Origin of the sequence: Shewanella sp. Isolate7, from assembly GCF_022398425.1 — a bacterium.
GTDB lineage: Bacteria > Pseudomonadota > Gammaproteobacteria > Enterobacterales > Shewanellaceae > Shewanella.
This window is the reverse complement of the sequence record NZ_JAKEVJ010000031.1, coordinates 13,057-35,403: the sequence shown is the minus strand read 5'-3', so window position 1 is coordinate 35,403 and position 22,347 is coordinate 13,057. Positions and strand designations below refer to the sequence as shown.

General features: G+C 53.1%; 15 protein-coding genes and 1 pseudogene. 4 read left to right on the top strand and 12 right to left on the bottom strand.

Annotation, left to right across the window (positions count from 1 at the left end; genetic code table 11):
* Positions 1–141: 141 nt before the first annotated feature.
* From L1D47_RS09840 to L1D47_RS09795, 10 genes and pseudogenes are all read right to left on the bottom strand, one after another.
* The gene (locus tag L1D47_RS09840; RefSeq protein WP_239884491.1) at positions 142–2,445 is read right to left on the bottom strand and encodes an MMPL family transporter; all 2,304 of its coding nucleotides are present in this window, start codon (positions 2,443–2,445) and stop codon (positions 142–144) included.
* Between the two features lie 12 nt (positions 2,446–2,457).
* Positions 2,458–3,471 carry a hypothetical protein gene (locus tag L1D47_RS09835; RefSeq protein ID WP_239884490.1) on the bottom strand — a complete coding sequence of 338 codons (1,014 nt, stop codon included), beginning with the start codon at positions 3,469–3,471 and terminating at the stop codon, positions 2,458–2,460.
* Positions 3,472–3,576: 105 nt separating this feature from the next.
* Entirely contained in the window at positions 3,577–4,941 is a 1,365-nt protein-coding gene (locus tag L1D47_RS09830) for a DUF1329 domain-containing protein (RefSeq protein WP_041511392.1), read from the bottom strand.
* An 18-nt stretch (positions 4,942–4,959) separates the two neighbouring features.
* Positions 4,960–7,008: a DUF1302 domain-containing protein gene (locus L1D47_RS09825; protein ID WP_239884488.1), complete on the bottom strand. Its 2,049-nt coding sequence runs from the start codon at positions 7,006–7,008 to the stop codon at positions 4,960–4,962.
* A gap of 324 nt (positions 7,009–7,332) precedes the next feature.
* Entirely contained in the window at positions 7,333–7,548 is a 216-nt protein-coding gene (locus L1D47_RS09820) for a DUF2835 domain-containing protein (RefSeq protein ID WP_239884496.1), read from the bottom strand.
* Positions 7,549–7,664: 116 nt separating this feature from the next.
* Entirely contained in the window at positions 7,665–10,226 is a 2,562-nt protein-coding gene (gene pepN, locus L1D47_RS09815; RefSeq protein ID WP_239884486.1) for an aminopeptidase N, read from the bottom strand.
* Positions 10,227–10,298: 72 nt separating this feature from the next.
* Positions 10,299–12,344: a carboxy terminal-processing peptidase gene (gene prc / locus L1D47_RS09810; RefSeq protein ID WP_239884484.1), complete on the bottom strand. Its 2,046-nt coding sequence runs from the start codon at positions 12,342–12,344 to the stop codon at positions 10,299–10,301.
* A 31-nt stretch (positions 12,345–12,375) separates the two neighbouring features.
* Positions 12,376–13,020, bottom strand: a complete 645-nt coding sequence (gene proQ, locus L1D47_RS09805) for an RNA chaperone ProQ (RefSeq protein WP_239884483.1) — start codon at positions 13,018–13,020, stop codon at positions 12,376–12,378.
* A 272-nt stretch (positions 13,021–13,292) separates the two neighbouring features.
* Positions 13,293–13,751 (bottom strand): annotated as a pseudogene (locus L1D47_RS09800) (GAF domain-containing protein).
* Between the two features lie 17 nt (positions 13,752–13,768).
* A complete protein-coding gene (locus tag L1D47_RS09795) occupies positions 13,769–14,065 on the bottom strand; it encodes a YebG family protein (protein WP_239884482.1) in 297 nt (98 codons plus the stop codon).
* A 244-nt stretch (positions 14,066–14,309) separates the two neighbouring features.
* On the opposite strand from L1D47_RS09795, the gene L1D47_RS09790 reads away from it, so the two are divergent.
* The 4 genes from L1D47_RS09790 (at position 14,310) to L1D47_RS09775 (ending at position 19,348) form a co-directional block, all read left to right on the top strand.
* Positions 14,310–14,936: a paraquat-inducible protein A gene (locus tag L1D47_RS09790; protein WP_239884481.1), complete on the top strand. Its 627-nt coding sequence runs from the start codon at positions 14,310–14,312 to the stop codon at positions 14,934–14,936.
* Positions 14,929–15,561 (top strand): paraquat-inducible protein A, encoded by a 633-nt coding sequence (locus L1D47_RS09785; RefSeq protein WP_239884480.1) that lies wholly within the window; start codon positions 14,929–14,931, stop codon positions 15,559–15,561. Before L1D47_RS09790 ends, L1D47_RS09785 begins: the two co-directional genes overlap by 8 nt.
* The gene (locus L1D47_RS09780) at positions 15,548–18,172 is read left to right on the top strand and encodes an MlaD family protein (RefSeq protein ID WP_239884479.1); all 2,625 of its coding nucleotides are present in this window, start codon (positions 15,548–15,550) and stop codon (positions 18,170–18,172) included. The genes L1D47_RS09785 and L1D47_RS09780 overlap by 14 nt, the downstream gene beginning before the upstream one ends.
* A 156-nt stretch (positions 18,173–18,328) precedes the next feature.
* Positions 18,329–19,348 carry a GGDEF domain-containing protein gene (locus L1D47_RS09775; protein WP_239884478.1) on the top strand — a complete coding sequence of 340 codons (1,020 nt, stop codon included), beginning with the start codon at positions 18,329–18,331 and terminating at the stop codon, positions 19,346–19,348.
* 3 nt (positions 19,349–19,351) lie between these two features.
* Here L1D47_RS09775 and L1D47_RS09770 read toward each other — a convergent pair whose 3' ends face one another.
* Positions 19,352–20,026: a class GN sortase gene (locus L1D47_RS09770; protein WP_239884477.1), complete on the bottom strand. Its 675-nt coding sequence runs from the start codon at positions 20,024–20,026 to the stop codon at positions 19,352–19,354.
* Positions 20,026–22,317, bottom strand: coding sequence for a marine proteobacterial sortase target protein (locus L1D47_RS09765; protein WP_239884476.1), 2,292 nt, complete (start codon positions 22,315–22,317; stop codon positions 20,026–20,028). The genes L1D47_RS09770 and L1D47_RS09765 overlap by 1 nt, the downstream gene beginning before the upstream one ends.
* Positions 22,318–22,347 lie beyond the last annotated feature (30 nt).

The following is a 22,347-nucleotide window of genomic DNA, read 5'->3' as shown; positions in this document are numbered from 1 at the left end:
AATTTTCGAGAACTATTTTAGTGGTAGATCCTCATCCCTCGGGGTTTTGCGGCCATATCGGAGTGCATGATGAAAAAACAATCGTAAAGTGAGCGTAACTATGCAAAAAAAGAGAGAGCCAATGCTCTCTCTTTCAGTCTGCTATCGCGGCTTACGCCAGAAAATAGCGCCTATCGCAGGCAAAATAATTATTGCCCCCAACATATTCACCAAAAACATGAAAGTTAACAGTATGCCCATGTCCATTTGGAACTTAAGCGCTGAGAAGAACCAGGTACTGACACCAATCGCCAGTGTCAGGCCAGTGAAGATCACCGCACTGCCCCGCTCAATCAGCGCCTGATGATAGGCTGTCTGCACCGGCATACCGTCTCTGAGCTTAACCGCCATGGTCGACAGGATGTAGATACCATAGTCGACGCCGATACCGACGCCCAAGGCGATCACCGGCAGCGTACTCACCGCCAGGCCGATATCGAGCTGGGTCATCAGCGCCTGTGCCAGGGTCGATACCACATACAGGGGCAGGATAACGGCCACAGTCGCGCGAATCGATCTGAAGCTGATGAGACAGAGGACAAACACGGCGCCATAGACATAGAGCATCATAGGCAGCTGTGCCTCGGCAACCGCCTCGTTGGTCGCCGCCATTACCCCAACCGGGCCAGAAGCCAGCTTGAACTTGAGCTTGTCGTTATCCATCTTGGCAGACAGCGTCTTGACCTTATCGATCACCAGCTCAATGGTCTCCGCCTTATGATCTTTAAGGAACAGATAGACAGGCATCACAGAGCAGTTACCGTCTAGCAAACCCGAGGTGGTCGGGATCTGCCCTACCGCCTGCACCAGACTTGCGGTGGTGCGTGGCAGCACCTGCCACTTAGGGTTGCCTTCGTTGAAACCTGCGTTAACCCGCTTGGCGATAGACGCCAAGCTGGCGGTCGACTCGACACCTGGGGTATTAGCCACCTGCCATTCGAACTCATCGATTTGTGTCAACACATCATGGTAGGTACAGGCCTCGGGAAAGGCCTCGACGATCACCGTCATCACGTCCGTCGTAATAGAGAAGTGATCGGTAATATAGAAGGTGTCCTGGTTGTAGCGACTGTCGAAATGCAGAGCCGGCGCCCCACCCTGCAGATCGCCAATCTTCATCTTGCTTGCCTGCTGTAGCCCTAAGCCGTAGAGGGCAACGGTGGCAATCAACACGACCATCGCATACTTAGGTGTCGCGAAATGGGACAGCTTACGCCAAAGCGCATCCACCTTGCCGTTCGACTTCGTCGGCAGCGCCTTAACCTCGGTAAAGGAGATCAGCAAAGGCAGAAGCACTAGGTTGGTCAGGATGATGACCGCCACACCCAGAGATGCCGAGATCGCCAGCTCGCGGATAATGCCGATGTCAATAGCCAGCAGCGTCATGAAGCCCACGGTATCTGAGAGCAGCGCGACCCCACCAGGGATCAGCAGGCTACGGAAGGCGAGCGCGGCGGCCGCCTTAGTCGTTTCCCCCTCACCCACGCGGCGTCTGACGGCGTTGATCATCTGTACCCCGTGACTCACCCCGATGGCAAACACCAGGAAGGGGATGAGAATCGACATGGGATCCAGGCCAAAGCCAACCACGGTCAACAAGCCCAGCTGCCAGACCACGGCCACCAAACTACACACCAGCGGCAGCAGGGTCAGCTTGATCGAATGCGAGAAGAGATACACCATCACGGCGGTCACTAAGATGGCGATGGCAAAGAAGAGCACGACCCCCTTGGCCCCCTCGGCGACGTCACCGGCCATCTTGGCAAAGCCAATGATATGAACCTTTATCTTGTCATTTTCATATTGGCCCCGCAGCTCCTTCTCGAGCTGACTGGCAAAGGCCAAGGTATCGAGTGGCTCACCGGTTTGCGGATCGAAATCCATCAGCTGAGCAGTCACCATGGCCGCCGAGTAATCTTCGGCGATAAGACGCCCGACGATACCCGCCTTCTCGATATTACTGCGCACCACCTCAAACCCGGCAGGCGTGGTAGAGAAATCAGCCGGGATCACGGGGCCGCCTGCGAAGCCATCTTCCACCACCTCGGTAAATCGGGTCGATGGCGAATAGAGTGATTTAACCTGGGCACGATCGACACCTGGAATGAAGAACAGCTGGTCGTGTACCTGCTTTAAGGTATCGAAAAAGTTGGGGTTAAAGATGTTGCCACTGGTATCTTCCACCGCCACCATGATGCTATTTGCGCCGCCAAACTGCTTCTGATGCTTCAGATAAGTCTGCATATAGCTATGATTAAGCGGGATATTCTTAACGAACGCCGCATCCATCTTCAGATGGCTGGCCTGAAAGCCGAGAAACAGGGTTGCCAGCAAGAAGGCGAATATCACATAGGCCCGTTGCCGAAACAGGAAGGATTCTAATCCATTAACTAATTTATCTAACATGCCATGGCCTTATTATTTTTGTTGTAATGCAACTAAGCCTTTGGTACCGGCAATCCAAAGTGTACCTGACTTATCCTGGCCGATAGCCACCAGGTTTTCCCCCTGACGCTGGGTCACCATAGTCACGCCATCATCGGCGGTTACGTCGATCACCACGCCGCCATTGCCGACCAGCCTGACCTTATCGTCACTCAGCACTATTCCACCATTCAGCGTCGACTTGGAAGGCAGCTCAATCGCCTGCCACTGCTCTAGGTCGCCGGCGCTCTTAAACAGGTGCCCACGTAGACCAAGCACATAGATCCCCTGCTTGGCCACTAAGATATTAAACAGCGAGCCCTCATAGGGAAACTCGATGCGCTGCCAGCTAAGGCCATTGTCTTGTGACTCGGCCGCCAGACCAAGTTCACCCACCATCAACAGGCGGTCATCGGCTAGACGCACCACACGATTAAAGTGGGGTAATAAGGTACTGCGCTCTTTTAGATACAGGCTTTCATCTTCCGCCTTGAGTTCATCGAGATAGGCCTGATCCTCTTCGTATAAGAGCTCGGTATGAAACTCCTGCTGCCACTGATTACCGCCATCCTGGGTGCGATAGAAGAGTCCATAGGCGCCAATCGCTATGCCATGGTTGGCGTCGAAGAAGAACACATCCAAGAAAGGCTTTTCAATCTCGGGGGAACGCATCTGCTCCACCCAGCTCTTGCCCCCGTCCTGGGTATGTAAGATGGTGGCATCGTGACCCACTGCCCACCCCAGTTCTGGTGTCAGCAGCGTCGCTTTGGTCAGCAAGGCGCGACTCGGTGAGACCATCTGCTGCCAGCTGTCGGTAAAACGAAATAGATGACCACGATCGCCCACGGCAATCATAGTTTCTCCCTGCTTGGCAATATCCAATACCAGGGATTGTGTCGCCAGCGGCTGAATATCGGAAGATGCCACCTCGGTTGCCGCTTGGGCCCCGGCTAGCGTGACAAAACACAGAGAAGATAAAGCGACAAGCCGAAGCATGCTAAACCACATACAAACTTCCTTTCGTAAAATGAGGGGCCAACAGGCCCCTCTCCCCTAAGTTCTTAAAAAGTACTTAAAAATAAGTGCTTAAAAAAGTCCTTAACGAATGAGTGCTTAACGGATGCCAGCACGTCTCAATGCCGCTGGCGTAAAGTTCGCTTCGCTCAGCTTGGCATCGAAGTTATACATACGACCCTCATTATCCAGGCCCATGGCCAGGTAACGACGAGACTGCAGATCGTGGATCACTTCAAGTGTGGTCCAGTGAGTCGGCACTTCGTAGTAGTTGATGGCGTGTGCCACGGCTACACGATAAAGCTCATCACGGTTGTCATACATGTCCGCCATAGCCACCTGCCAAGAGTCCTCATCAAGATAGAAGACGCGGGTCTTGTAGATGTGACGCATACCATCCTTAAGCTGTGCCTTAACTTCCCATACGCGGTGCTTTTCCCAGCGCACATAATCTGGGTTGATATGACCAGGCTTGAGGATCTGCTCATATTTCAGCTTGTCTGAGTGCAGCTTGTAGTCGTTGTAAGGAATGTAGATCTCCTTCTTACCCACAAGCTCCCAGTTGTATCGAACCGGTGAGCCGTTAAACATGTCGAAATCGTCTGTGGTGCGCAGACCATCAGATACGGTGCCCGGCGTGTCGAAGGCAACGTTTGGCGCCTTGCGAACGCGGCGCTGTCCTGTGTTATAGGTCCAGGCCTGACGTGGCAGTGCTTCCTGATCCATGGTTTCTTTAACCAGTAGCGCAGTACCCGCAAGACGTGCTGGCTGAGTCACCACCTGCTTAAAGTAGAACAGGGTATTAGACTCTTTTAACTTATCCAGCGTCATCTCAGGGCGCGAATATTGAAAGCGGATCTCTTCGGCAGTTTCCACCAGGGTGTAACCACCAGATGCCGTTGGTGCCGCCTGACTACGGGCCGTCTCGACGTCTACGCCACGGAAACGCAGCACATGGTTCCAGATGGCTTCAAGACCATTTTGTGGCACCGGGAAAGGCACGCCAATTGAGGCACCAGAGATGCCGTTGCCGTCTGCCACTAGCTCTGCACGTGTGGCGTTGGCCTTGGTTGCGTCGTAGACAAACTGAGGTACAGAAGCGGTACGACGTGTCTGATAGACATTCATCTTGTAGGTATCAGGGTACAGTTCGAACAACTTCATCTGACCTGGGGTCAGGTAGTCTTTGTACTGCGCCTTGTTAGCATTGGTAATGGTAAATTCAATCTTGTCGTTCGGGAAAGGATCGGGATGATGCATTCCCTTCTCGTAGCCGGCGACAGGCTTGGTGATACCACCATCCCAAGCCGGAATAGAACCATCGGCGTTGCCCGCCTTTTCACCACCAAGTGGCGTGAGTTCGGTGCCAAGCTTGGCCGCCTGCGCCTCTGAAACTTTCGCAAAGGCAGTTGGAGCGGTCAATGCGACAATCACAGCTGCCGACAATAGTGTTAGTTTTTTCATTCTTATTGTCCTTGTGAATTAGATTGAATACTTGATGTTAAACGACACATAATCGCGATCTGACATCAGATTCGTCGTGCCGACACCACCGAAGAAGGAGTTGTATGAGAAATCTGCGCCCCAACGACTCTGATAATCGAAGTTCACGCCGATAGCGACGGACTTCTTACCTTCGGTGAACAGGAACATAGGATCTGGGGTGATCCCGTCAACATCATGGGAGAAGATGATGCGAGGCGACATGTTTACACCGGCAAATAGGTTGTTGTAATCGGCCTTAGCCACTAAACGATAACCCCAGGCAAAATCCGTTGGGAAAGGATTCGTTTCAGGGCCGTTATGAACAGCCTCGATGATACCTGGCATATCTGGGTTACCACCCGAACGCGCCGTGCCAGGACCATTGAGACGCAGCTCGTCGAAGCCTGGCATGTCATGGATCCACACGCCACCAACTTCGGCCAGCATCACTAGGTTATCCATGCCCAGTGTCGGACCAAACAGATGGGTAAAGGTTACCTGTGCCTGAGTGGTATCGCGGCGGATATAGCCTTCTGCGGCTTCACCTGAACCAATACCCTTCACCTGTGAGATACCGTCTAGATCTGGACGAAGCCCGGCATTTGCCAGCTGCTGTGGCATAGCAGCAAACAGGAGTTCAACGTCATCAATCTGCAGTGGCTCATCCTGACGATGGGCAATTTCACCGGCAACGGAGGTATCGCCGATCAGGGTATTGAAGCTAAAGCCGTATAGCTTGATATCTTCTGGGTATTCGATCTGCGCCTTGGAGAAGGTTTCCAGACCCAGCAAGGTTTGACGATCCACAGTGCCGCCGGTTGCCCCAAGGGCTGCTAGGGTCGCTAAGTCTTGACCAATCGCTTCCTGGGTAAAGTTCGCCGCTGTGCCGCTGATCAGCGGACGACGGCTATGATAGTTCATGTAGTAGAAGCCAAACTCAGTCTCGCCCAGCTCAGGTGCGTAATAACCCAGCTTGATACCGTACTGACCCGAATCGCTGGCGCTCGCCTGATCTTGCATCAGGGTCACCTTAGTCGGGTAGGCTAACGCCAATGAACCCAGTGTCGCCGCGTCATACTGACCCGATGCCACCATGGTCGCCAGCTTCTGATACTCGTCTATCAGGAACTCTAGGTTGATGTCAGGGTTGGCATTAAAGCCGAGCTGGGCATTTTGTGCATAGCCGCCGTAACCGGCAAAATCGTTGGTCGAGAAGTATGAGCCTGGGGTTGGCACCCAAACTGGCTCCCAATCATATTGATAGAAGGCTTCGACAGAAAGAGACTCTGTTACACCCAGTGACGCCCAAATCATGCCTTGTGGCCTAAAGGCTTCTTTAAGCTCGGCACCCGGCGCATTGAGGATGTTAAGATCGACCGGGTTGATCACCCCTATACCGTGCGGAATTAATGTGCTTTCGCCCCATGACACCACCTGGTTACCGATACGAACGCTCAGTGGGTTAGCACCGTCGTTGAAATCGAAATCGCCATAGATGAAGGCATCTAACAGGCGCACATCTTTACACTGTACCTCAGAGGCTTCCGAGTCGGCGCAAGGATCATACTCCTTGCCGGTTATCGGGTCGCTGTAGCCATAACTGCCGTTGTTGGCCTTCTGATCGTAGAAGTACATGCCACGGGCAAACAGACCGAAATTTTCATACTTAAGTGACAGTTCATGCAATCCCTTGAACACCATTGAGGTTACGTCACCCTGAGAATAGAGCATGTTACTCAAGTCACCGTTGCTCGAGTAAGAACCCGGCTGAGCCCAAATCTCGGCCGAAGTATATTTAGTGTTACCGAATGCAGAATAATTTGACCAGTCGAAGCGCGGGTGATTCACCTTACCAATCTGATTATCCCAGTCTCGCTCCTCAACACGCCAGCTTGCACCGGCACTGAATGTTGAATCGAACGAGCCTTGCACTTCTCCCCAATCGAACGACACGGCTTGCACGCCTGATGTCGCTCCAATACTCAACGCTGCGACGATCCCCAAAGCTAGCGCTGACTTGTTAAAGCCATTTTTAACGTTTTTCATTTTAGCTCTTCTCCGTAACCTGCTGGATTCTTTGTTATAGGAATGGTGGCCAACATCTTGTTAGCGTACAGGTAACACCATTGTTACAGCATTTAGGGGTGATGAGCAAGGCGAAAAAACAGAAAATTACCTTGATATTTGTACACTTAAGCTAAAGGGCTTACATTAATTCAAACACACGATTTAAATCCTTTATAACAAGTCGTACCAGATGAAAAACGTCCGTTGAAAAAGCAAGCATAAACAGGTAATTAAACTTGTATCCTAGTGAGCTAAGGCAGAGATGAAACGAAATCACTCGTTTGAAGTATATACTCTAAAACCTTAAAGTTGGGTGAGGGAAACGAGTTGACCCTCATCATCGAGTTGTAGACGAAAGTACCCCCTGATACCGGAAGTTGTCAGAAAGGGTCTGAAGTGACGGGCGTGGATCCACAGTGTCTTACCAGAACTGTCTTTCACCTCAATCTTATCGATACTGCCTTGATAATAATTGAGAAACTCCTGGTAACTCACCTGCATGGGAAAGGTAAATATCATCATAATCTATCATCTAACAGTAAAGGGGGCGAGATGCCAAGCACCCCGCCCTCTCTATCTTAGGCCAATCGCTAACGCATAGGCTAGGCGCTTATCTAGCACCGTAATCTAAGGTCTTAAGCTAGCGCCTTAGACACCTTCTCATAGAGGTCTTTCGACAGATCCGGCAAGGCCAAAATCTCTTCCAGGGCTGCTCGCATCAGCTTCTGGCGCTGCTCATCAAACTTCTTAAACTGAATAAGTGGTGTGATGATGCGTGCCGCTACCTGAGGGTTCAGGGTATTGAGCTTGATGATCGCCTCGGTCAGGAAACGATAGCCGCTGCCGTCGATGCGATGGAACACCTCAGGATTGGCCGCCGCAAAGGCGCCTATCAAGGAGCGCACCCGGTTTGGATTGGCAAAGCTAAAGGCACTGTGTTGAGTAAGCTCTCGCAGCGCATCGCAGCGATCTTCACCCGGACAGCACGCCTCCAGCGTCAGCCATTTATCCATTACCAAGGGGGTGTCGGCCCATTTTTGCTGAAAATCTTGCAGCAGGCTGGTACGCAACTCAGACTGTTCGAGATTAAGCGCAGCCAGCGCGCCCAAGCTATCTGTCATGTTAGCTGCCTGCTCATATTGATGCTGCGCCAGGCTCTGATGCGCATCCGAGGTCTGTAGCAATAATCCCAGACAAGCATTCTTAAGGGCCCTTGCTCCGGCGCTGTAAAAAGATAAGAGCTCACGATAACGTGCCAGCAACTCATCTTCACAACCAGAGGCGATCTCCTCCAGCATAAATTCGCGGGCCGATGCCAGGGCATCGAGATCCACTCGGCTCACCTGCTCTACCAGGGTATTCAGGCTTGGGAACTTAAGTACCTCGGCGAGCAGCGCCTGATCCAGTTGCTCGTCTAGCAGCAAACCTTTGACGCCATCGACCAAACGAGGGTCGACGTACATCGCCTTTTGCGCCTTAAGGTGCGCCACATTCTGCCAAACCGCCTGACTAAAGAGTGCCGCCGAGGCCTCCCACTTAGCCACCTCGCTGCTGGCGTAACGCATCAAGTGGATAAGTTGATCCACGCAATAGTCGAAGTTGAGCCTCACCGGCGCAGAGAAGTTTTGCAGCAGCGAAGGCACAGGTTGCTCGCTCATGTCACTAAACACCAACTCTTGCTCTGCCTCTGTGATACTAAAGACCTGGCTAAGGAGCGAGCGGCCATCGCTGCCGATAAGCTCGAGATCGAGCGGAATATGCAGCGGCAACTTCTCACTCTGCTCCGGCGTCGGTGGCGTGTGTTGACGCAGACTCAGGCGATATTCCTGTTTTTCGGCATCATAGCGCTCCTCAACCGTGAGTTCTGGAGTACCAGACTGACTATACCAGCGTCTGAACTGAGTCAGATCCACACCGCTGGCATCTTCCATCGCCGCCACGAAATCATCACAGGTGACCGCCTGACCATCGTGGCGCTCAAAGTAACACTTCATTCCGGCCTGGAAGCCCTGCTCACCCAAGAGGGTATGCATCATGCGGATCACTTCTGCGCCCTTGTTATACACAGTGACGGTATAGAAGTTATTCATCTCAATCACAGATTCGGGACGAATCGCGTGGGCCATAGGGCCGCTATCTTCGGCAAACTGCTGGTTCTTTATGACCTTAATGGCGTGGATACGGTTGACCGCCCTTGAGCCCACGTCTGAGCTAAACTCCTGATCGCGAAATACCGTCAGGCCCTCTTTCAGGCTCAACTGGAACCAGTCACGGCAGGTGACACGGTTACCCGTCCAGTTATGGAAATACTCGTGCCCCACTACCGACTCGATGCCGTGGTAATCTTCGTCCGTTGCCGAGTCTTTGTCCGCCAACACATATTTAGTGTTGAACACGTTGAGGCCCTTATTCTCCATGGCGCCCATGTTGAAGAAGTCCACCGCGACTATCATGTAGATATCCAGATCGTATTCGAGATCGAAGCGGCTCTCGTCCCAGGCCATCGACTTCTTCAGCGAAGCCATGGCATGGTGCGCCTTGTGCAGGTTGCCTTTGTCGACGAAGACCTGCAGGGCCACCTCGCGGCCACTCTTGGTGGTAAAGCTATCGTCGAGCAGATCGAAGTCCCCAGCTACCAAGGCAAACAGGTATGCCGGTTTCGGGAAAGGATCTTCCCAGCAAACAAAGTGACGCCCACCTTCAAGATCGCCACGGTCGACGCGGTTACCGTTACTCAAGAGATAAGGAAACGCCGCCTTGTCGGCTTCGATACGCACCTTGTAGACCGCCAGTACATCGGGGCGATCCAGGAAATAGGTGATGCGTCTGAAACCCTCTGCCTCACACTGAGTACAATAGGCGCCATCAGACATGTATAAACCTTCTAACGCCTGGTTAGCCTGGGGATCCAGCTTAGTCACTATGGTCAGTTCGAAGTCAGCTAAGTCGGTTTCTATGCTTAACTGGCCATCGGTGACGCGATAATCATAAGTCTTACCATTAAGCAGTAGCTGGTTCACGCTCAGCCCTTCACCATCAAGCTCTAACGTCTGGGCGGCGTCGTTTAAACGCTTCACCTGACTCACCGCGGTGACCTGAGTATTGGCACCATCGAGCACGAAAGAGAGATCCACATGAGAAATCGTGAAATCTGGTGCGCGATAGTCTTTTAAATATTTGGCCTTAACCTGTGCCATTTAGATTCCCTCATCTGAAAAGATTATAAAAAAACGCGCCAATAGCGCGTTTTTAAAAAATTTGGCTCAATATTATTTCGCCTGGTTTTTAGCCACTCTTTCCATATCCACTAAATCCAGAGTGATATAGACTGTCTCGTCGAGAAATGCGTCCGGTGCCTTCACATCTTCTTCGGCATCATCCAGAGACTTAAGTGCCTCTAGCCCTGCCACCGCACGGCGCTCGTTGAGGCGAACAAGTTGTTTCTCATCGTTCGCTTCGCGCTCGGCCACGCGCTCTTTCTCTACCAGAGAGACGCTGGTTTCTTTGTGGCTCTTCTTAAACTCGGCAATATCTTGATCGATATAGCCAAATTCAACATCTTTCTTGATACGTTGCTGGTGACGCGAATCGAGGTTGGTCACTAGCTCGGGGGTGATATCCCCAAGCGTACCGTATTGAGCCACAGGCACCTTATCCCAAGGCAAGGCGTTGGCTTCCTCGGCTTCACCGTATTCACCCGGCTCGAGTGCACTCGGGAACGGAATATCCGGTGTCACACCTTTGAGCTGAGTGCTACCGCCGTTGATACGATAAAACTTGGCGATGGTGTACTGCACATGGCCGATAGGCTTGTCATACATATCATAGATGCGACCCAGGCTCTTATGCTGCTGCACTGTGCCCTTACCAAAGGTCGACTCACCCACGATAAGCGCGCGATCATAGTCTTGCAACGCGGCGGCGAAGATCTCTGACGCCGAGGCGCTGTAACGGTCTACCATCACGGTCAACGGACCGGAATAGGTCACACGGCCGTCGTTGTCGCGATTTTGCGACACCTTACCGTTAGCATCACGGATCTGCACCACTGGGCCTTGCTCGATAAACAGGCCTGTTAACAGCGTCGCTTCGGTTAATGCACCGCCGCCATTACCGCGCAGGTCGATAACAACACCTTCAACCTTGGCCTCTTTGAGTTTGACTAACTCTTTGGTGACATCTTGAGACAGATTCATGTAGAAACCTGGGATCTTAATCACCCCGACCTTGCGGCCGGCATAATTACCGGTTTCCGGCTCGATCACCTCAGAGGTCGCGGCGCGATCTTCTAAACGGATCTTGTCACGTACTATGGTCACATCGATTGGTTTGGCAGAAGAGCCGCCCTTCTTAGGCAGGATCTGCAGAATAACCTTACTGCCCTTAGGCCCTTTGATCAGCTCGACCACGTCATCCAGTCGCCAACCAATCACATCGACAATCTCTTTACCTTCCTGGCCGACACCCACGATGCGATCTTCCGGTGACAATTTTTCACTGTTGGCCGCAGGGCCGCCAGCCACCAGGCTCTTGATCACTGTGTAATCGTCATCCATCTGCAACACGGCGCCTATGCCTTCGAGGCTCAGGTTCATCTCCATCTGGAAACGTTCGGCGTTGCGTGGCGACAGGTAACTGGTGTGCGGCTCGACGCTGCGAGAGAAGGCGTTCATCACACCTTGGAAGACATCTTCACTCTTGGTCTGGCTAAGACGCTTGATAGCATTGTTATAGCGCTTCTCGAGCACCTTAACGATCTCATCCCAGTTTTTACTGGTCAGCTTAAGGTTTAAGGCATCGTACTTGACGCGTTGACGCCACAACTCATTAAGCTCGGCCTCATCTTTAGGCCATGCAGCATCCTCTCTATCATACTGATAGCTGTCACCTGGGGCGTTGAAGTCCATCTCCTTATCAAGCAAAGATAATGCGTAGGCAAAACGGTCATAACGGCGCTGTTGCACTATGTCGAACATCTTATAGGCGGCGGTGAGATCGCCGCTTTTCAGCATGTCGTCAAATTGAGTGGCGTAAGGCTTGAAACTGTCGATATCACTCTGAAGTAAAACATTACGGCGGTAATCGAGCTGCTTAAGATAACGCTCAAACACCTGCTCGGAGAAGGCATCGTCCAGATCGAATCTATGGTAATGAGAGCGAGTATACTTATCAGTTACTCGCTTGCTCGCTACTTTATGTTGCGGCTCTTGCGTTAGAGAGGGCAACTCGCTAGATGGAATACTGGGCGTCAGTGCCCATGCCGAGAATCCTACAAAGATGCTGGCAATGGATGCTGCCAGAGTGAGTTTTCGCATCAACAAGTTACTCCTTTTAAACGATGAACAGTTATAACAGGATATGCTCTACCGGGACTTTTACCGTCAATCCTGAATCTAACTGTACTTGAACATCTTCTTTCTTGATGTCCAGGACAACACCTGCAACAGGTGATTTACCTAGTTTGACACTCACACGTTGATTTGGTTTCAACTCGGTCAGTGTTGCCGGGGTTAAATCCTTGGCTTCAACCTGTGGCTTAGCCGCTTTAGGCGCTGGTTTGCTGCTGCGCTTAGGCTGTGGCTTCTTGAAGGCTTTCTTCTCAGACTTAGGACCAGGCTTCTCAGCCTTTTCTGCCGCCACTTTCGCTGCACGCTTTGCCTTAGCCTTCTCTTGACTCTCCTTCAGTGTAGCCTGTGCATGGTCAATATGCTCTTGCTCAAGCTCGCCACACTCATTGCCGTCGAGATCGACACGCTGTGCCCCAGCCTTAACCCCTTTCAGGTAACGCCAGCTACTGGTGTAACGGCGTAAGGCGATTCTTAATTGCGTTTTACTGACTTTAGAATCATCAGCTAACCTTTCAGCCAAGTCTTGAAACAATCCTATTTTTAGAGGCTTAGTTTCACCTTCAGCGATAAAGCATAAAGGAAATGTTTCATATAAATACGCAAGAATTGCGTTGGTGTCGGTCAACTTTTCTGTTGATTCCATCATTACTTCCACAGTTTAAAAGGGACTATCACCTCGCCGGGTTAACGTCGGCACTGGCGTGTCGTTCATATTGGTTAGACATCGGGTCGCTTATATGCCACTAGGCGGCGACCACGCAATCCAACATACCTTATCAATTACAGTCAATAAACGCCATGTATTCATTTCAACTAATGAAAATTCTCACGGCGTGTTTTTGAATTCATCAAGCGGCCTATTATAAGGGCGCGCCAGACGAAAGCGACCATCAATTGTGCAAAATTGGTTGTAGTTTAAGCAAATAAAGCCTTTTCCAGACTTTTTACGCAGGACTCTAGCCCCAATTGATCCGCCTCGTCGAAACGAGAGAAGGAGGGGCTATCGATATCGAGCACGCCGATCACCTGACCGTCACGGCGCAGTGGGATCACAATTTCCGAGTTACTGGCGGCATCACAGGCGATGTGGCCATCGAACGCATGGACATCTTCGATGCGCTAAGTGGTATCACTCTGGGCCGCCGTGCCACATACCCCCTTCCCCATCGGAATACGGGTACAAGCCACTTTGCCTTGGAAGGGGCCCAGCACCAGCTGATCACCTTGCAGCAGATAGAAGCCGACCCAGTTAATATCATCCAGATGCTCGTTGAGCAGCGCCGAGAAGTTTGCCATCGCCGCGACGAGGTTATCTTCGCCGCTAAACAGGGCTTCAACTTGACGGGTAAGCGTCGTGTAACAAGGTGTACTCATACAAATTTCCTAACAATTTATGTTTTCGTTTCAGCTTTCGTTTCTGCTTTCTTGGCGGGTTTCTTTGCCGGTGCAGCCTTAGTTGCGGGGCCGCCTTTCAAGAGTCCCATGAGCTGATCTTTATGTTCTGCCATGTAGAAACAAAGTTGTTCTAATGCATTTTCATCTAAGCCTAAATCAACTTGCTCAATAAAAGGAAGAAGATTATCCGCGATATCGAGCATCTTATCGTAGGCATCCGCCTCCTTCTTAGATGTGAATGTCATCTTCTCCACCCCTTCTCTGACTACGACAAATTTCGTTATAACTGCCATATTCGCCCTCGCACTGTTTTTATATACAGTTGTAGAATCTCATAAATACAACTTCTTATGCAAGTCTCAAACTTTATCTGTTAGAATCTGCGCAACTATTGGCGCCGGATTTAGGCGCCACCTTATTAGGTATTTCAATAGATTGACTATAGTAATATCTTATAGGCAATAGATTACTGGTCTATATCAAGAAATTCTCACTATTGATATAGCCTTAGATGACAGGAAGCGCCCCAGAACAGATATGAAAACAGAGGTGTTAGATAAGAGTATCGTTCTTTGCCGTGCTTGCGATCTGGTCGTGAGAAAACGCGCCTTGCCAACTGGGGGGCGGGCTCTCTGCCCACGCTGCCATACCAATCTCTATGATACCCCCTACTGCTCCGTCAATGGCATGTTAGCCCTGTGTATCACTGCGCTGGTGCTCTATTTCCCCGCCAACTTTTTTCCTGTGCTTGAGATGCATTTTCTCGGCAGCATTCGCACCACCACCATAGCCGGAGGCGCCATGGCCGTGGCCGCTCAGGGCTATTGGGTCGTGGGCATTGCCGTATTGGTGGCGGCGGTGATCGCCCCTGGCCTGCTTATCCTATCGATACTCACCCAGGTGCTGATCGTCAAATACCGACTCAAGATCCCTTTCTTTCGCAATATCTATAAGAAGCTGCTGAAGCAGCACAGTTTATTGGCGCAACTCTCCATGCTTGAGATCTACATGATCAGCATCTTCGTCTCGGTATTTCAGCTCTCAGATTACACCGACCTCTATTTCGGAGTAGGCACCTTCTGTTTCACCATGTTGTTTATCATGGTGATCTTCATGCAGCGGGAATATGACATAGAACATATGTGGAGCGTGCTGGATGAGTAAGCACAGCAGGCCTCCCCAGGGCGAATCATTGGGGCTGACCAACTGCCCTACCTGTAAGTTTCTGTGCCATCTCGATCAGGGCAGCTGTCCACGCTGCGGACAGGCGGTGCAGAGCCGGGATCGCACCAGTGTGCAGAAGAGCTGGGCGCTGCTGATCACCGCCGCCATCTTGCTGTTTCCGGCGAACCTCTACCCCATCACCATCATGACCAGTCAGGGGCAGGTACGCCAGGACACCATCTTCAGCGGCATCAACCACCTGGTGCACCTAGACCTTTTACCTATTGCCATTATTCTGTTTACCGCCAGTATCTTAGTGCCCATGTTGAAAATTTTTGGCCTGGCACTTTACCTGACGGCGATCAGCTATCGCCTGCCGATCTCGAAAAAAACGCTCATGGCAGGCTTTCATATCATCGAATGGATAGGTCGCTGGTCCATGCTGGATCTGTTTGTGATCTCCATTACCGCGGCGCTCATTAACATGGGACAGATTTGGGATGCCAAGCCGGCGCCGGCGGCCACCGCCTTCGCCTTGGTGATTCTGCTAACACAGCTGGCCGCAAAAGTATTAGACACGCGTTTACTCTGGGACCGATTGGAATCGAAAGATGACACAAATTGAAACACCAAAAGTCGTTAAGAAAAAACTCTTCTCTCCCATCTGGCTACTTCCTCTGATCGCTCTGGCCCTGGGAGCTTGGCTCGGGATCAAGAGCATTCGCGAGTCTGGCGTCGAGGTGCGCATCCATTTTCCCAGCGCCACGGGGATAGACGTGGGTAAGACGCTGGTCAGATACCAGGGCTTAACCGTGGGTAAGGTGGTTGATATCAGTATCGACGATCAACTCCAGGGCGTTTATGTGGATCTGCTGATGGATTACCGCTCGACCCCGTTCCTGCGTGATGAGACCAAGTTCTGGCTGGTGACCCCTAAGGCATCGATCACGGGTGTAGAAGGGCTAGACGCCCTCTTCTCGGGTAACTATATCGCCATCCAGCCAGGCGAAGGCGATTACAAGAACGAGTTTACCGCCGAAGATCAGGCCCCGCCGGTGGCGCCGGGCTCAGATGGTTTAATGATCGAACTCACCAGCCCTTCCCTCGGCTCTTTGGATGTGGGCTCACAGGTGTTTTACCGTCAGATCCCGGTCGGCAAAATAGTCAGCTATCGCTTGGTGAACGACGACAGCATCCTCTTTAACGCATACATAGAGAAGAAGTATGCCCACCTGGTAAAACAGGACTCACGCTTCTGGAATGTCTCCGGGCTGGCGCTGGACGCGTCACTATCTGGCATCAAGGTCAAGACTGAGAGCCTCTCGGCCATCCTCGCCGGTGGCGTCAGCTTCTCTTCACAAAGTAGCAGCGAGCAGGCGAACGTCAATCAGACCTTCACCATCTTCGAGGATAAAGAGCATGCCCTGGGCGGCATTAGCTTCAGCCTCACGGCCAATGACGCAGATAACCTAAGCACAGGCGCCGACATCGTCTATCGCGGCATCACCATAGGCCAGATCACCCATACCCAGCTGACCGAGTCGGGCGTGACCTTCGAAGCAAATATCGCCACCCAATATGCCGAGCTTCTCGGCACAGACAGTCAATTCTGGCTCGAAGGCGCCGATCTATCGCTTAGCGGCATCAAACATGCCAGCCGACTGGTTACCGGGAATGTGGTAGCCTTCATGCCCGGCAGCGGCGAACATCAGGCCAGCTACCCACTGCTGACCAAGGCCCCGCAGCACACACAGCCGCCGCTGTTGCTCAGCCTTAGCGCCGAGGAAAACCCAGGGATCAGCGCAGGCGCCGAGGTGCGCTACAAACAACTGCCCATAGGTCAGGTCGACGGCGTCGAGTTTAAACCTGACTTTTCCGGCCTGGCCTACCGCATCCAGATCTGGCCCGAATTTGCCAAGCTGATCCATCAGGGGAGCTACTTCGTTGCCGAATCGGCGCTGGCGATCGATGCCTCCCTGGACGGCATCAACGTCAATACCCGGGATCTGTCCACCCTCACCAAAGGCGCCATCAGCCTGATGCAGGGCCGCAGTAAGAAATTAGTCAATCCTAAGAGATCACTGCCGCTGTTTGCCAATGCCAAGCAGGCCGAGGGGTATCTGGCTAAGCAGAATCGCCTCAAGATAGTGCTTACCAGTCCGGATGGTGCCGGTCTCGCCGCCCACTCCCCTATCTACTATAAGAAGATGCAGATCGGTGAGGTGCAAGGAGTCAACTGGCGCGCCAGCAGCGAAGACTTTGCCATCGAACTGGGTATCGACAAGCAGTTTGCCTCGCTGGTTAAGCCAAGCACCATCTTCTGGCGTAACAGTGCCCTGAGCGTCGATGCCAGCCTAAATGGCGTCAAGCTGGATGTGGCGCCGCTAGAGGGCGCATTAAAGGGCAGCGTATCCCTTGGGCTACTGGACAAAGACGATATCGGGAACCAGAGCCACCTCTATGGCTCAGAGACCTTGGCCCGCGCTAAGGCAACCCCCATCAGCATAGTGTTCGATGCCAGCACACGCCTGAGTGCCCACGCGCCGATCCGCTATCAGGGCCATCAGATAGGGCAAGTCGAGAGGGTTAAACTATCCCAAGACTTGCACAGTGTCAGCGTCGACGCCTACCTCTATGGCGACTACGCAGCGCCTTTCCTGGCCGACGATGCCCAATACTTTATCGTCGACGCCAATATCTCCCTCTCAGGCATCACGGCCGCCGAGACCCTAATTACCGGCCCCTACGTGTTCGTGCTACCGGGTGAGAGTGGCAACACAGTGCATGACTTTATGGGCAGCGTCGAGTCCCCGGCATTACTCGCCCAAGACGCACTCACCTTCACTCTGGTGGATGACAACCTGGGCTCGGTTAAGATAGGCACCCCTATCATCTTCCGCGGTATCAAGATAGGCGAAGTCAAGCAGGTACAACTATCCGCCACTGGCACCCAGGTCGAGATGACAGCCCAGGTGGCAAGCGGGTATCGTCACTTGATCAATCAGAGCAGTCAGTTCTGGGCTCTGTCGGGAATCAAGGTCGATCTCGGCCTCTTCTCCGGCGCACAGATCGAAACCGGCTCACTGGAGACCATCATCGCCGGTGGTATTGGCGTGGCCACACAATCGGCGACCACAGAGCAAAATCGCATCGGTCAGCATCAGATCTTTAGCCTGCAGCCCAAAGTGGATCCCGATTGGTTAAAATGGGCGCCAAATCAACAAAGTCTGCATTAAGGCTCACGAGTATAGAAAGGCAGGGAGTCGACTTGGTAGCTATGCTTTACATAGCCACCCTTTAAGAAAACGACCTGCCAACTTGCGCCCTAAGGCTTGTTTTGCAGCGCCGAAACCTGTATGGCGCCGCCGAGATCACCTTATCCTGGAGTCGAAATGAGCAAAGATTTGCTACGCGAAGCCGCTATCAACCTTAAGAAAGCGGTCCCCTTGATGCTCAAGCATCAGATCCCGACGACCCCCACCAACTATGCCCTGTGGTATGCCTACGTCGGCCAGCAAAACCCCGAACTCATCACCAAGATGGATAAGATAGTCAATGAACACAACACCTGCCCGCCGGTCACTGCCGAGCTGCTCTACCGAGAGCATATTGCCGATCCCAGCGAGGTTAACGTGCTCAACATGCGCCAGAATCTGGAGGCCATGACCATAGAGCTGTCACAGTCGATCAAGGATACCAACCAAGACGCCACCGCGTTTCAGCAGAAGGTCGACAGCAACTTCAATCGTCTCAATCGCATCGAGGAAGAAGGCCTGAGCCTGGAGAAGGTATTGGGGCTGGTACGGGATCTGGTGAAAGAATCCGATGATATACGCCAAAGTACAGAGTATTTTACCGGTCGCCTAGACAAGGCCCAGGAAGAGATCGCCGCCCTGAGAGAAGCTCTGAAACAATCGGAACAAGACGTTTACCATGACGCCCTCACAGGCGCGCTCAACCGCCGCGCCTTCGATCAGGATCTTAAGGGCGTACTGGCTCAGAGCCCTGAAGGCACCTGCCTGATCTTGGCCGATGTGGACCATTTCAAGAGTTTCAACGACACCTATGGCCACCATCTCGGCGACAAGGTGTTACAAGCGGTGGCCAAGCGCTTAGGTGAATCCTGCCGTGACGGGGTCAAATTATATCGCTATGGCGGCGAAGAATTTGCCCTCATAGTGCCTAACAGCCATCAACGCAAGGCCCGCCATCTGGCCGATGCCATGCGCCGAGCCCTGGAGAAGATCTCCCTCAAGGACAGACGCAAGAATCAGACAATCGATAAGATTAGCGCCTCTTTCGGGGTCAGCGAATGGCAGCCAAATGACACCTTCGAATCGCTTATCGAGCGCACTGATAGTTTCCTCTATGACGCCAAAAAACTGGGCCGAAATCGGGTAATGCCCCTCTAGTGCCTACGATTGGAGTCGACCCGATGACTGGGTTGGCTCTGATGATGCGGGTAAACGCGTCGCCAGCGCCTCCTCCCCCGCCATAGGCTCGGCAATCACCACGAAACGCTGGCGGCTCTGCCCGCCTAAGCTATCGAAGGGGTAGCAGGTCACTAAGGTTAGGCGCAGGGCATCTTCCTGAGCCAGCAGCGCCGTATCTTGCTCATCCACCACCTGAGTCCCCAGCACGCGATAATTCACTACCTGCGCCGAGGCATCCTGCAGGGTGATCACCTGCCCCGGGTAGATCCCCTCGAGCCTGGCGAAATGGGTATCCCTGTGACCGGCAATGACCGTATTGCCCCAGTGATTGATCTGATTATCCGCCAGGATCGCGGCAGGCCCGAAGGCCAGATTGCGCCCCGAGGCGCCTGCCAACACGTAGAGGGGCGCACCACGGCGCCGCCCCTGCTCGTCGGCAAAATGCAATTTAGCTATCGGGTAGGTATCGGCCCAGCTCCATGGCTTGTGGGCTTTACGATCCGCTAGGGTTCTATCCCATGCCCGCTCAATCAAGAACTGAGCAAAATGTGCCTTGGCTTGCATATAACCTCCTTTAAAGATCAGTGTCATGGCCGCCATCAGTGCGGTCAACAGCAGGACATGCCTGAGTCCCAGGCGTCTGCGACGATTCATCATCAGGCCTCCTGGCGTCTGCGCCACAGCCCCTGCAAGCAGGGAAGATAACTCACCCAATAGGCGCCGATAAGCAGCAACATCATGGCCCCCAGCGCCAGATAGAGACGGCTCTCGGTAGCGGTTTGTGGCCACTGAGATTGCACAGGCATAGGCGCGGGTTTAAACAGCTCCAAGGCGTCCATCGCTTCGGGGCGTGAAGGGGTTTTATCCACCGCCACCAGGCTGGTGTAGGGGCTGACCAGGTGATAATCCATCGCCAGTCGGGTGACACGCTCTTTTATTGCGGCTTGGTTCTGCACATTTTTGCTCAGTTGCAGGCTGGCAATTTGATTGCGCGCCCAGATAAGATCGATTCCCCTTGGCTTCTCGCCCCCCACCAAGGCCAAGCGACGCTGCCAGTGCTTGCCATCGAGATCGCCCGAGATGATCAGGGCATCGCTTCGGGCTCGCTCCGCAGGGGTTAGCCTCATCGCTACCATGATGGGCTCATGGGCATAGAGATCGCCAATCTGTACCGGCCAGTAGTCGGGAATAGAGCCATCATCCAGGGTCAGTGTCACATCGCTTATTTGAGGCGATTCAATTTTTTCCAGCAGTTCGCCTATCTTGGCGTCCACCTCACTGATCTTGCCCACATAGGTATAGGTGCCACGTCCCGCCCTGGCGGCACGCTCCATGAAGTAGCCATTCGGCGCCGAGCCTATCCCTACGGTAAACAGACGCTGATGTCCGATATTGGCGGCGATAAGTGCAAACAGCGACGCCTCGTTGCCCACGGCGCCATCGGTAATAAACACCACCTGCTTCAACCGCTCGGCTCTCCCCGAAGAAGCAATGGCCGAAACGCCTGTATCCGGCTGACTCAGTGCCCGCAGCAGCGCAGGCGCCATCTCGGTGCCGCCATCGGCCTCAAGACTCTGCACGAACAGGTTGGCCTTGCCCAGGTTTGCGGCGGTGGCCGCAAGCGCCACCGGCGACAGGCTACGCACGCTGCTGTCAAAGGCGATCACATTGAAGGTGTCCTGACTACTCAACCCGGCTAAGGCATTTAAGATAGCCGACTTGGCCTGAGCGATAGAGTCGCCGGTCATGGAGCCCGAGGTGTCGATAACCAAAGTTAACTCTCTTGGTAGACGCAGGCGTGCCTTATCCTGAGGCGGCATCAGCATGACCAGGGCGTAGCTGTTTTTCTGAGCAAGTTTTTGCATGCCTTGTTCATCGCTCTGCGCCTCATCATTACCAGCGGTAGAAACGGCTAGCTGCCGATGTGTCTTGCCCAGCTGAGCAAACATCACGGCGCTCGGCTGCTCAGCAAGCTGTGGGCGCCACTTGAGCAGAAAATCTCTGTCAGGCCTGAGGCTAGAGGTGAGATTCAGGCCTATCTTGGTGCCGCCAAGCTGGGTCTGGCGCATCTGATGATAAGGGGTCTCCAGACGACCGATCGCCATGCCGGCATCCAGCACCACATCTAGATAGAGCTTCTGCTCGTCAGGTGCCGTGCTCACAGAAGTTGCCAAATGCGGCCGTTCCTCATTAACGACGCCTGACTCATGGTCCAAGTTTTGCGCCTTACCCTTGGGGAAGTATCTCGGGATGATGGCCGTTGGGAAACGCAGGCTAAACTCGCCATCTTGATAGCGCACCTGCTGTTGATAGGCGATCTCAACGACCAACGCCTCTCCCGGCCCGAGATTAGCCACCTCAGAGGTGAAGATATTGGGCCTTTGCTGGCTCACCAAGCTCGCCTTCTTGCCCTCTACTTTGGCCTGCTCGAAGGTTTGTCTGGCCACCTCCTTGGGCTGGATCTCACCGACGATCACCCGCTGGCCAATATGCAACTTGAGACTGTCGACCGCCGCATCATGGGGGAGCGGGAACTGATAACGGCCGTTAAGCCAGTGGGCAGTGTCGTTGACAAACACCTGCTTCACCGACACCCGGTTGATCCAGCCGGAGATGTTCATCTGCACCTGGGTATCCACCGCCAGCGCCGTCGCCGGCAGATCACTGCCCAATTGAACGCCATTTAGACGATACTCGAGCACGCCCTGCCCCAGAGTAGGTTCGTCGGCTGCCGGCAGGTCAAAATGATGCAGCTGCTCGTCAAATCTGGCGCCATGCACATTAGGTTCGGATAGCTGACTCATGCGCCCAAAGGCAGGCGCCGCCGAGCCGAGCGCAGTAACACTTAACACCAAGGCGGCAAGTACCAGACGCTGGCGAGAAAAAAACGCCCCCCTCGGGGGGCAAAGGTCGGTCTGGTTCATCCTGAGATACGGGCGTGGCAACATCTTATTTCTCCTTTTACGCGTTGCTTCATG